Annotated in this window: 8 protein-coding genes, 1 tRNA gene and 1 pseudogene; 1 reads left to right on the top strand and 9 read right to left on the bottom strand. The window is 64.1% G+C overall.

Annotation, left to right across the window (positions count from 1 at the left end; genetic code table 11):
• Positions 1-42: 42 nt before the first annotated feature.
• From RFM40_RS28010 to fdnG, 9 genes and pseudogenes are all read right to left on the bottom strand, one after another.
• The gene (locus tag RFM40_RS28010) at positions 43-342 is read right to left on the bottom strand and encodes a hypothetical protein (RefSeq protein WP_320229719.1); all 300 of its coding nucleotides are present in this window, start codon (positions 340-342) and stop codon (positions 43-45) included.
• Between the two features lie 185 nt (positions 343-527).
• A tRNA-Sec gene (locus tag RFM40_RS28005) sits at positions 528-623 on the bottom strand.
• 129 nt (positions 624-752) lie between these two features.
• Positions 753-2,579 (bottom strand): annotated as a pseudogene (gene selB, locus RFM40_RS28000) (selenocysteine-specific translation elongation factor); the annotation flags it as partial.
• Positions 2,576-3,364, bottom strand: a complete 789-nt coding sequence (locus RFM40_RS27995) for a tetratricopeptide repeat protein (protein WP_320229718.1) — start codon at positions 3,362-3,364, stop codon at positions 2,576-2,578. The pseudogene selB and the gene RFM40_RS27995, both read right to left, overlap by 4 nt.
• Positions 3,351-4,772 carry an L-seryl-tRNA(Sec) selenium transferase gene (selA, locus tag RFM40_RS27990; RefSeq protein WP_320229716.1) on the bottom strand — a complete coding sequence of 474 codons (1,422 nt, stop codon included), beginning with the start codon at positions 4,770-4,772 and terminating at the stop codon, positions 3,351-3,353. The genes RFM40_RS27995 and selA overlap by 14 nt, the downstream gene beginning before the upstream one ends.
• A 7-nt stretch (positions 4,773-4,779) precedes the next feature.
• The gene (fdhE, locus tag RFM40_RS27985; protein WP_320229715.1) at positions 4,780-5,697 is read right to left on the bottom strand and encodes a formate dehydrogenase accessory protein FdhE; all 918 of its coding nucleotides are present in this window, start codon (positions 5,695-5,697) and stop codon (positions 4,780-4,782) included.
• A gap of 102 nt (positions 5,698-5,799) precedes the next feature.
• Positions 5,800-6,504: a formate dehydrogenase subunit gamma gene (locus tag RFM40_RS27980; RefSeq protein WP_320229714.1), complete on the bottom strand. Its 705-nt coding sequence runs from the start codon at positions 6,502-6,504 to the stop codon at positions 5,800-5,802.
• A complete protein-coding gene (fdxH, locus tag RFM40_RS27975) occupies positions 6,491-7,441 on the bottom strand; it encodes a formate dehydrogenase subunit beta (protein WP_320229713.1) in 951 nt (316 codons plus the stop codon). Before fdxH ends, RFM40_RS27980 begins: the two co-directional genes overlap by 14 nt.
• 12 nt (positions 7,442-7,453) lie before the next feature.
• On the bottom strand, positions 7,454-10,540 hold the full coding sequence (gene fdnG / locus RFM40_RS27970) for a formate dehydrogenase-N subunit alpha (RefSeq protein WP_320229712.1): 3,087 nt from the start codon (positions 10,538-10,540) through the stop codon (positions 7,454-7,456).
• Positions 10,541-10,752: 212 nt separating this feature from the next.
• On the opposite strand from fdnG, the gene selD reads away from it, so the two are divergent.
• Positions 10,753-11,802, top strand: a complete 1,050-nt coding sequence (gene selD, locus RFM40_RS27965) for a selenide, water dikinase SelD (RefSeq protein ID WP_320278625.1) — start codon at positions 10,753-10,755, stop codon at positions 11,800-11,802.
• The last annotated feature ends 85 nt before the right edge of the window (positions 11,803-11,887 follow it).

Below are 11,887 nucleotides of genomic sequence, written 5' to 3'. Positions count from 1 at the left end.
CTCGCATTACCGGCGTGGCGCTCAGACTGAGCACGGCGCGCATCAAAAATCGACGACAGGCGTGTCCGGCATCTGCTGTTCGAACAGTGTCCAGAACACGGAGCCCCGGGTTTCAGAGTACCATTGCTCGAAATCCGCAAGCGCGGCACGGATATTGGCGGATTGGTTCCCCTTCGTGTCGCGGAACATTGCCAGCGCAACCGGCGTAAAATGCGAGATCACTTCCGAGCGCGCCTCGCTGTCTGCATTCCAGCCGAGGCTCGTGCGCAAAGCGGCGAAGGCGCTCGCAACGGCGATATCCTCACTTTCGGCCGGGGCTATCGCATCGGCGATCATCTGCATGAAATTGAGCCGCCGGAAGGCAAATGCGCGGTCCTGTTCCAGAACTGCGATCTGCCTTGCCGCCTCGTGCCGGAAACTCGTCTCCACAGCTTTGGCGGACTCGGCGGCAGTCCTCAGTTCAAGCAGAAAGGATGCTGGCATTGCGTCATCTCCTCGGAAAGATCCGACAGCCAATTCTAAGAGGATGGCGGAAGAGAGTGGGAGTCGAACCCACCAAGGACCGGCTCGCGGCCCCTCCCGGATTTGAAGTCCGGACGCCCCACCGGGGACGATGCTCCTCCAGAAGCTTTTGCGATTGGCGGCCCACTGTCGTCCTGGCGGCGAAACAGGTCCAGCCGATGCTTGTTGACGCGACGCAGGTCACCGCGTCGCAAGGTGACGCCGTGCCGGTCGAGGAATTCGAGGATGTGGACAGCGACCTTGCGCCCGCTGCCCGCACTGTCGCGAAACTGCGCGACGCTGAACCGTCCGTCATGCTCGGCCGCCAGATCGCAGACGATCTCGACGATCTCGCCCAGCGCCGAGTGAAGGAAGAAGTGATCATGCGCAACCTCATGCACTATGCCGATGCGTCCGGAGAGCTTCAGGACCTTGCGGATTTCCGCTTCCGGCCGGGCAAGCTCGCTTGCGATGTCGCGCACTCTTGGGGGATGGAATTTCACCGGGCCAGCTAGCCGTGGCTCGATCTCGCGCCAGAGGGCCTCTTCCCTGGCCGCGAGGCGGACCTGATGTCCCGGAAGCCGTATCCAGGCGCCGTCAAGCTCGATCTGACCGACGCGGACCAGGTTTCGCGTCGCGGCAGCGAAGGCCGGCGCAGGAAGACAGGGATCAAGCTGAAGGCGCAGCTTTTCCATTCCGATACCCGGCAAATCCGGGTTGCCGGCATGAAAGGCCTCCAGGATTGAGCTCAGGTCGCGCCTGAACCGAGCCCAACGCATCGACGAGACCACGAACGGCGTCTCCCCGACGGAAATCGTGGCAAGGCCGAGACGATCGATCAGGCTTGCGACCTCGTGGGCGCCGAGGGCACGATCGCGTGCGAAGGCTGCGAGGTCCAGATAGCGGGGAGGCGTGTCGAGCAGCGCAGCGACGGCCTTTTCCGGAGCCGGGATGGCGGATGCTTCGAGCATGGCCAGCCGTTCCAGTGAGCGGCGTTTCCGGCTCGGACCTCTGAGGTCGATGAAACGTCCGCCGCCGATGGTTCGCTGCGCGGTGGTGTCACGCATCACATAGGCGTCGCCGGCCGCTGCGGCGATCGGGCTCTCCAAAACAATCTGAACCTTGGCCGCGCCGCCCGGCGCTATAGGCTGGTCGCCGAGAAGCACAATCCTGGCCCCGACCTCGGCAGCGGCGTGGTGGAGCCGCACCGGGAACCACTGCCCGATCGGCCTTGGCTCGCGGGGCAGCAGGCGCAACTCGGCGTCGATCCTGTCCGCCGGCGCATGAAGCGCGGGATCGAGGAGCATGTCTCCGCGGCGGATCGCCTCCTTGCTGACGCCGTCGCCTGTCAGACAGAGCGCGCAGCGGTCTCCGGCTCGGCCGCGCTCTGCCACGTGGTTCTGAGCGTGGATCGAGCGAATGCGCGCGGCAAGCCCTGGCGGGCTCACCACCACGCTGTTGCCTACGTCAATTGAACCTGAGAGGACGGTGCCGGTCGCGACAGTGCCGATGCCATGCAGGGTAAAGCAGCGGTCGACCGCCAATCGAAAGCGGCCCGCGGCTGAGCGCTTGGCAAAGCGCGATGCCTCCTCGGCCAGCAGGCGCCGAAGGTCATCGATGCCCTCGCCCGTGATGGTGGAGGCCGGGACAACCTCAGCCTCCTCCAAGGCGGTACCGGCAACGGCGGCGCTGATGTCCGCGGCAACGGCTGCGCGTCGTGCCGGGTCGGCCAGATCGCACTTCGAGAGCACGACCAGCCCCCGCCTGACGCCAAGGAGATCGACGATCGCCAGGTGTTCACGCGTCTGCGGCATGACGCCGTCGTCGGCCGCCACGACCAACAGCACGAAATCGATGCCGCTGGCGCCGGCGACCATGGTGTGAACGAAGCGCTCATGACCGGGAACGTCTATGAACCCGACGACGTCCCCGCTCGGCGTCGGAAGATAGGCGAAGCCGAGGTCGATCGTCATGCCGCGCGCCTTCTCCTCCTGGAGCCGGTCCGTATCGACGCCGGTCAGTGCCTGCACCAGCGCGGTCTTGCCGTGGTCGACATGTCCCGCCGTGCCGACGATCATGGCGCAGGCTCCTCGAGCGGCAGTGCGGCGCGCTGCTCGGCCTCGGCAATATCGTCCGCGGTGAGCGCGCCGCGCGGTGCGTCGATATACCGGCCTGCGAGAGCACTGCCGCCTGCCCGCGCACGCAGCAGCCATGTATAGGCTTCGACAGCGTCGGCGGGAACGCCGGCGCCGAGATGACAGGCGGCGCCGAGCATGGCCTGACCGTCCGCGTCGGCGCGCAATGCCGCCTTGCGCCACCAGCGGACCGCTTCGGCAGGATCGCGCGGCACGCCGAGCCCATCGTGATAGAGCATGCCGACACGGGTCATCGCCGATGCGATCCCTCGCCCGGCGGCGGCCTGCGCCCAGCGCCGCGCCTCGGCAATGTCGGGCTCGATCACCTCACCCTCGAGCAGCATCCAGCTCAGCATGTCCTGCGCCGGTCCGTCGCCTTGCTCCGCCGCGGCCCGATAGAGCTCGGCCGCGCGGCGGTAATTCTGCTCGACGCCTTCGCCACGGAAACAGAGCGAGGCGAGGTTCCGCTGCCCGACCGGATCGCCGGCTTCGGCGGCCAGCGCCAGCCAGCGAAAAGCAAGACTGCAGTCACGCTCGACGCCGAGCCCCTCGGCGAAGCAGGCGCCGATATTGTTTTGGGCGCGAGCCGATCCGGACCGCGCCAGCGGCTCCCAAATGCCGAGCGCTGTGGCGTAGTCGCCCCGTTTGGCAGCCTCGAGGGCCGCGGCCGACTGGTCGGCCGCAGATGCCGGGGCGGCCTTGCGCGCGAGATGATCAAGCCATCGCACCGCCGCTGCCTCCCGGAGAGAAGTTTGCGAGATTGGCCACAAAACCGGCTTCGTCTTCAAGGCAACGCAGGTCAAGCACGAGCGCCCGCTTTTCGACGCGCCCGATCACCGGAACAGGCAGCGCGCGCAAGGCGGCTGCGAGTGCTTCCAGGGCCTGACCGCTGCCTGAATGGGGGCTAAGAGCAAGCCCGGCGCTCGGCAAGGTATCGAGCGGCATTGCACCCGATCCGACCTGGCTGCGGCACTCCGTCACTTGCACTATAAATTGATCGCCCAGAGCGTTGGAGAGCAGGGGAGCCAAGCGCTGGGCCTGCGCGGCAATATCGACGGCGAGGCGCGCGAGCAGCCTGAGCGTCGGCAAACGCTCGGCCAGGCGATCCGGGTTGCGATAGAGCTTCAGCGTCGCCTCCAGCGCGGCCAGCCGGAGCTTGTCGACGCGAAGCGCCCGCTTCATCGGGTTTCGGTTGACCTCGGCAACAAGATCCTTCCTGCCGACGACGAAACCTGCCTGCGGCCCTCCGAGCAGCTTGTCGCCCGAAAAAGTGACGAGATCGGCGCCGTCCGCGATCGCCTCGCCCACGGTCGGCTCGTGCCTGAGGCCATATTGGGTAAGATCGATGAGCGTACCCGAGCCAAGATCGTGAACGAGAGGCACGCCGCGCTCCCTGGCGATTGCCGAAAGCTCGCGCGCCGGCACCTCCGCCGTGAACCCCTCGATCCGGTAGTTTGACGTGTGCACCTTGAACACGAGTCCGGTTGCCGGACCGATGGCCGACAGATAGTCCCTGGGATGCGTACGGTTGGTGGTCCCGACCTCAACGAGCTTCGCTCCCGCGCGGGTCATGATGTCCGGCATGCGGAACGCGCCGCCGATCTCGATCAGCTCGCCACGCGACACGATCGCCTCGCGGCCAAGCGAGAGCGTGTTGAGGACGAGGAGGACCGCGGCCGCGTTGTTGTTGACGATGGTCGCGTCCTCGGCCCCCGTGAGCTCGCATATGAGCATGCGCAGATGATCGTCGCGTTCGCCGCGTCTGCCGGTCCCGATATCGAATTCGAGCGCCACTGCCTCGCGCATGGCGGCGCGCATTGCCTCGGCAGCTTCGTTCGCGATGAGCGCACGGCCGAGATTGGTGTGCAGCACAGTGCCGGTCAGGTTGAAAACCGGGCGCAGCGATGGGTGCTCGGCGGTCTTGAGCCGGACAAGCGCGTCGGCGGCGATGTCGCACGGATCAGGCACCGCGGCCCCGGTGTGCCACACTGCCCGCGCTTCTTCGAGCACATCGCGGATGGCGCGCGTCGTGGACTGCTGCCCGAAGCGCTCGACCGCCGCAGCCGCGAGCGGCGTCTTCAGCACCCGATCGACTGATGGGAGATCGCGCAGGCGAGTTGCGGGCAGATCGGACATCGCACCCTCAATAGCCGATCAGGAACGGGTTGAACGATCCGCGGCGATAGCCGGTTTCGCGCACGAGCATGTCGAGGCCAAGCGTTGCCACGTCATCGGCGATCGGGTCGAGACCGGGATCCTTGTGCTGATGCAGGATCTTCACATAGCAGCCGCAGGAATCGCAGGTCTCGGCCTTCACCGTGCCCGCCCCGCCCTCGATCTCCTGGTAGCCGATGCCCTTGGTCGAGCCGCACAACGTGCATTTGATGCGCACATAGTTCCACAGCGTGCCGCACAGCGAGCATGCGCAGAAGCGCGACCCATGAGCCCCCTGCCAGCCGACGATGATCGAGGATGCCGGCGGGCCTCCGCAGGCGGGGCATGCGCCCTCGCCTACCGGCACCAGCGCAGGGGCGTCGAGGCGGGCGGCGAGACGGGCGAAGTGAACCTGCAGCGCGGCGGCGGCATAGACGTGCTCGGCGAGCGCCTCCATCGGGATCGCGCCGGCCAGTACATTGCGCGCCATGCTGGCGCGCTTCGCCGGAGCGCCCTGCCTCAAACGGTCCAGCGCATCGGCCGCGGCGACCGGCTTCTCGATCTCCGACGCCGCGGCGATCAGGCGGTCGAGTGTCTCTACGGCCATGTCGAGCGCGAGGCTGTTGCGGTCGAGCGGCGGCATTCCAAAACTGCGCGCGCGCTCGCGCGCCGCGGCATCAGGCATCTCTGGCTCCGCCAGGCCCTCCTGACTACGGTGCTGCACATCGGCGAGAGCGGCAAGAAAGCGAAGATAGGGACCCAGCTCATGGCCTGCCGCCAGCGCGTTCCACCGCTGCGCGCGGCGAGAGAACAGACTTGCAGGCTCTGGAAGGCGGGCAAAGGGAGGGGCGGAGACCTCGCCTATGGCGGTGGGGTCGGAACCCGCCGGAATGATCTGTCTTGGCATTCGAGCCTCACGAACCGCACGGGTCACGTGGTTGCCTGACCGGCACAAAATCATGTGCAAACACAAAACTAGGGCGGGAAAGTCATCCGACCAGCGCCCGCTCTATTCGGCGGGCTTCGATCCCGATGATCCTGTTTCCTTGCTCGATTTGGTGACGAGCTCCCGCAGCCATTTGCGGTGATGCCGCCAGGCCCAGCCGCCGGTCACCCGTCCGCGCGTCATGGCGGGAATGGTGCCGCGCACCCAGATGGCCGAGTAGAAATGGACGATCCAGACGCCGATGATCGCCACCGCAGCTATGGAGTGGATAAGTATGGCCACGCGCTTCTGATCGATTGTCGTATACTGGGAGAAATATTGATCCCATGCCGCCAATCCGCTGGAGATGAGGATCACAATCAGCACCGACATTGACCAGAAGACGAGTTTTTGGCCGGCATTGTACTTGCCGACCTCGGGAACATTGTCCTCGTGGTTGGCCAGCACGTCGCGGAAACGGCCGAGCCACGTCCCGTCCTCGCGCCTCCACAGATTGGCCTTCCAGAATCGAAGGAAAAGTCCAAGGAAGCTGAAGAAGAGCACGACGCCGATCCAGGGATGGATGAAGCGTGTGAACTGTCCCCCGCCGAAAAGGCCGGACAGGAAGAACAGGCTCGGGTGGAACATCGCAAGGCCCGATAGGGCGAGCAGGATCAGGCTCGCCGCAGTGATCCAGTGGTTGATCCGCGCCCCCACCGTGTAGCGGTCCACGATCACCGGCTTGCCGGGATGTACCTGTTCGTTCGGCTTCACGTCATCGGCGCTCATGGCTGTCGCCTTCCGTCAACTCTTCGGCATGCTCCTCATCCGCCTCGGTTACCCTGTTCGGTCCCATGATCAAATGGTGGAGCAAGCCGACGCCGGCCGCCACGCCCAACACCGTGAGGCCCGCATATTTGGTCACACCTTTCCACGCCTCGACCAGCGGACTGATCCTCGGGTCCCTGGGCAGGCCGCTGTAGATCTCGGGCTTGTCGGCATGATGCAGCACATACATTACATGTGTCCCGCCGACGCCCGGCGGATCATAGAGGCCGGCATTGACGAAGCCGCGCGACTTGAGGTCCTTGATGCGGCCGTCGGCGTGCTGTTTCATCTCATCCTTGGTGCCGAACACGATCGCCTGGGTCGGGCAGGCCTTGGCACAAGCCGGACCCTGACCGACCGCCACGCGGTCGGAGCAGAGCGTGCATTTGTAGGCCGTGTGGTCGACCTTTGAGATGCGCGGGATGTTGAACGGGCAGCCCTTGATGCAGTAGCCGCAGCCGATGCAGTTCTCGTGGACGAAATCGACGATGCCGTTCGAATACTGCACGATCGCGCCCGGCGCCGGGCACGCCTTGAGGCAGCCGGGATCGGCGCAATGCATGCAGCCGTCCTTGCGGATCAGCCATTCGAGCTCGTTCGTCTCGGGATTGTCCCATTCGCTGTAGCGCATCAGCGTGAACATGTCCGGCGTCAGGTCGGGCGGATTCTCGAAGGCGCCGGCGAAGACGCCGACCTCCGGATGCGTGTCGTTCCACTCGAGGCAGGCGGTCTGGCAGGCCTTGCAGCCGATGCATTTCGAGACATCGATGAGCTTGGCGACTTCCGTCAGCTGCTTCTCGGGGGCAGGCACGGTCGACGCCGAGCGGCGGATGAGGTCCTTCTCGGAAAAACGCGAGGCTGTGTCCGTCGTCGAAGGATTGGGAAGGGGAGGAAACATCGTTTGATCCTCCTATGCTACCGGCCCTGGAGCGGGCTCGATATTGACCAGGAACGCCTTGTATTCCGGCGTCTCGATATTGGCGTCGCCGACAAAAGGCGTCAGCATGTTCGGACCGAAGCCTTTCTTTGCCGCTCCGGTGAAGCCCCAGTGCAGCGGTATGCCGACGATGTGAATGGTCTTGCCGTCGCAGGTGAGCGGCCTGATCCGCTTGGTGACCATGGCCTTGGCCACAACCGAGCCGCGCTTCGACCAGACGCGCACCCATCCGCCTTTGGTGATGCCTTTCTCGGCCGCTAGCTGTTCCGAAATCTCCACGAAGAACTCCGGCTGCATCACCGCATTGACGATGACGTGCTTGGTCCAGAAGTGGAAATGCTCGGTCAGGCGGTAGGAGGTCGCCGCATAGGGGAACTCCTGCGAAGCCGCTTCGGCGAACTGGGCCATATCGCCTTGGAACACGCGGGCTGCTGGATTGCCGCGGACCTTGGGCGCCACCGGATTGACGATCGGCGACTCGAACGGCTCGTAGTGCGCCGGGAATGGACCGTCCCGCATCATGCCCCGGGTAAAGAGGCGCGAGACGCCTTCCGGGTTCATTATGAACGGGCCGACCTGATCCGGCTTGGCAGTGGGCACGATGTCGGGCACGTCGTAGCCCGACCACTTGGCGCCGTCCCATTCGATCACTTTGCGGCTCGGATCCCAGGGTTTTCCGGTAAGGTCAGCCGAGGCCCTGTTGTAGAGGATGCGGCGGTTGGCGGGCCATGAGAACGCCCATTTCGAATAGAAGCCGGCGTCGTCCGGATCGGTCGTATCCCGCCGGGCCATGTTGTTGCCGTTCTCGTTGAAGCAGCCGGAATAGATCCAGCAGCCGCAAGCGGTCGAACCGTCGTCGCGCAACGCCGCAAAGGCCGGCAGCAGCTTGCCGGGCTCGGCCAGCACCTTCGTCGGATCCGCCGTGTCGGTCACCCTGGCGAGCGCCCTGCCGTTGATCTCCTGGGCAAGCTCCTCGGCCTTCGGATCGCTGGGATCGGCATAAGGCCAGGTGAGCTTGACGATCGGATCGGGGAAGGCTCCGCCTTCCTTGGTGTAGAGCTCCTTGAGGCGGAGATAGAGCTGCGCCATGATCCACGTGTCGCGCTTGGCCTCCCCGGGGGGCGTGCCGCCGGCCCAATGCCACTGCAGCCAGCGCCCCGAATTGACCAGCGAGCCGTCATCCTCGGCGAAGCAGGTTGAGGGCAGCTGGTAGACTTCCGTCTGGATCTGCGACGGATCGACATCGTTGTACGGCCCGTGGTTCTCCCAGAACCGCCCCGTCTCCGTGTCCAACGGATCCATGATGACGAGGAATTTGAGCTTCGAGAGCGACTCGATCACCTTCTTCTTGTTCGGAGCTGCCTGCAGCGGGTTGAAGCCCTGGCAGAAATAGCCGTTCATCTTACCCTGGTGCATCAGTTCGAAGGCACGCAGAAGATCATAGCCCGGCAGGTCGAGCTTCGGCAGGTAGTCATAGGCGAAGTCGTTCTCCGGCGTCGCCGCGTCGCCCCACATCGACTTCTGGAAGCTTACGAAGAACTTCTTGTAGTTCTGCCAGTAGCTCATCTGGTTCGGCCGCAGCGGCTTGAAACCGCGCGTCGACATATAGGTGGCGAGATCCGGCTCCTTTTGTGTCGGCAGCGTGAGATAGCCGGGCAGCAGGTTCGACATCAGCCCGATGTCGGTCAGCCCCTGGATATTCGAATGGCCGCGCAATGCATTCATCCCGCCGCCGCGAATGCCGATATTGCCGAGCACGAGCTGCAGCATGGCCATGGCGCGAATGTTCTGCGAGCCCTTCGAGTGCTGGGTCCAGCCGAGCGCATACATCGACGTCATCGCCTTGTTCGGCGCGGACGTTTCGGCAACCATCTTGGCTACCTGCAGGAATTTCTCCGCCGGCGTGCCGCAGATGCGTTCGACCATCTCCGGCGTATAGACCGCGACGTGGTTCTTGAGCAGGTTCCAGACGCAACGGGGATTGGCCAGGGTTTCGTCGACGACGGCGAAGCCGTCCGGCCCGATATCGTAATCCCAGGTGGACTTGTCGTAATCCCGCTTCGCCTCGTCATAGCCGGAGAACAAGCCGTCCTTGTAAGTGAAGCCCTCCTTGACGACGTAAGCCGCGTTGGTGAATGCCTTCACATAGTCCCATTGCACCTTGTCGTTCCGGACACAGTAGTTGATGAGCCCGAGCAGGAAGGCGATGTCCGTTCCCTGGCGGATCGGCGCATAGACGTCTGATACCGAGGCTGAGCGGGTGAAGCGCGGATCGATGACGATGAGCTTGGCGCCGCGGTTGGCCTTCGCTTCCGTGACCCATTTGAAGCCGCAAGGATGTGCTTCGGCGGCATTGCCGCCCATGATCACAACAAGATCCGTGTTCCTGATGTCGGTCCAGGAATTGGTCATTGCGCCGCGGCCGAATGTTGGGGCGAGACTCGCCACCGTCGGGCCGTGTCAGACACGTGCCTGGTTGTCGAACACCAGCATGCCCGCGCTGCGAACCACCTTGTAGGTCGCGAACGCGGTTTCATTGGTCGAAGCCGAGGCGGCGAGAAAGCCCGTGGTGATCCACCGGTTGACCGTCACGCCGTCATTGTTCCTGGCGACGAAGTTCTTGTCGCGATCGTCCTTCATCAGGCGGGCGATGCGATCCAGCGCCTCCTCCCAGCCTATCGGCTCGAACTTGTCGGACCCGGGCTTGCGGATCAATGGATGCTGCAGCCGGGTCGGAGATTTTACGAAGCCGAGCAGAGCCGACCCCTTGGGGCACAAGGTGCCGCGATTGGTCGGGTGATCGGTATCGCCCTCGATATGGGTGATCTCGGCCTTTTCGCCCTTTCTGAGATCGCCTTTCGAATACATGATGATGCCGCAGGCCACCGAGCAGTAGGGGCAGGTGTTGCGCGTCTCGACCGTGGTCGCGAGCTTGAAGGGCCGTATCGCCGCCGCATGCGCGACCTCGATGTCGGCGAAGCCGAAAGCTCCCAATGTCGTGCCGGCGAGACCCGCGCCTGCCGTCTGCAGGAACGCGCGCCGTGAGAGTTCAACATTCATCTGGATTTCCTCCCGAATTCCATGCCCATAGGGGCATCCAGAACCAAGGGATACGCACGCCATTTTGAGCCGAATTGGCGTAATGTCAAACACTTAGAGCGCAGATCGAAGTCGGCAAATGTTTCGCGCAGGAAAATGCGATTGACGCTTTTCGGAACGTGGTCCTACAGTATCGCGTGGTCTTGGAAACGGCTCCCGCGTCGCGGGGCGATATCACCGAAGCACCTCCGCGCCTGACCAGCCTTGCTCATGGCGGCGGTTGTGGTTGCAAGCTGGCGCCCTCCGTCCTTCAGCAGCTTCTTGCCGAGCAGGCGGAACCCAGCCCCTTCAGGCAGCTCCTTGTCGGTACGGAAACCGGGGATGATGCCGCAGTCTGGCAGATCGACGACGCGACCTGCGTGATTGCGACCACCGATTTTTTCATGCCGATGGTGGACGATCCTTACGATTTCGGCCGGATCGCGGCGGCCAACGCACTCTCCGACGTCTATGCAATGGGCGGCCGGCCGATCATGGCCTTGGCCATGGTCGGAATGCCGATCGAGAAATTGCCGACGCATACGGTGCGGGAAATCCTGAAAGGCGGCCGCGACATCTGCGCGTCGGCAGGGATACCGGTCGCGGGCGGCCATTCGATCGACTCACCGGAACCGATCTACGGGCTTGCCGTGACCGGCATCTGCCGGCCGGCGGACATCCGGCGCAATTCGGGGGCCAGACCGGGAGATGCGCTGATCCTGACCAAGGGACTCGGCGTCGGGATCTATTCAGCGGCCGTCAAAAAGCAGGCGTTGTCGCCTGACGGCTATGAAAAGATGATTGCCTCGACGACCCTTCTCAACCGGATCGGAGCGGAGCTCGCCCAGGACCCAGACGTGCATGCGATGACCGATGTGACCGGCTTTGGCCTGCTCGGACACGCCCTTGAGATGGCGCGCGGCTCAGCCTGCGAGCTCGTGATCCGCGACCGCGACATTCCGGTCTTTGCACAGGCCCCATCACTTGCAAAACAAGGCTTCGTCACCGGCGCGTCGCGGCGCAATTGGGCAAGTTACGGCGATGCGGTGCGGCAGTATGAAGGCATGGCGGACTGGCGGCGCGATCTGCTTACCGATCCACAGACTTCAGGTGGGTTGCTGATTGCCTGCGAGCCCGGCAGCGCCAGCGCCCTGGTCGAGACAATTGTCGCAAGCGGCTATCCGTCGGCTAGATTGATCGGATGTGTCAAACGCGGCCGACCTGCCGTAGCAATCGAGACATGAATGTCAGGATCGGGCTATGAGCCCAATCCGTTTCGACGTGACGCGCTTTAGCGCTTCAGATTAGGCCTGATTGTCTCGACCTCTT

The sequence above is a fragment of the Mesorhizobium captivum genome, assembly GCF_033977165.1.
In the GTDB taxonomy this organism is placed as follows: domain Bacteria; phylum Pseudomonadota; class Alphaproteobacteria; order Rhizobiales; family Rhizobiaceae; genus Mesorhizobium; species Mesorhizobium captivum.
Note: the sequence above shows the minus strand (reverse complement) of the source record. Positions and strands in the feature narration are given on the sequence as shown.

Bases quoted from the DNA above. Each gene is read 5' to 3' on its own strand.
- fdhE (WP_320229715.1), bottom strand. From the start codon at position 5,697: ATGCCAAGACAGATCATTCCGGCGGGTTCCGACCCCACCGCCATAGGC.
- fdxH (WP_320229713.1), bottom strand. From the start codon at position 7,441: ATGTTTCCTCCCCTTCCCAATCCTTCGACGACGGACACAGCCTCGCGT.
- RFM40_RS27980 (WP_320229714.1), bottom strand. From the start codon at position 6,504: ATGAGCGCCGATGACGTGAAGCCGAACGAACAGGTACATCCCGGCAAG.
- selA (WP_320229716.1), bottom strand. From the start codon at position 4,772: ATGTCCGATCTGCCCGCAACTCGCCTGCGCGATCTCCCATCAGTCGAT.
- RFM40_RS28010 (WP_320229719.1), bottom strand. From the start codon at position 342: ATGCAGATGATCGCCGATGCGATAGCCCCGGCCGAAAGTGAGGATATC.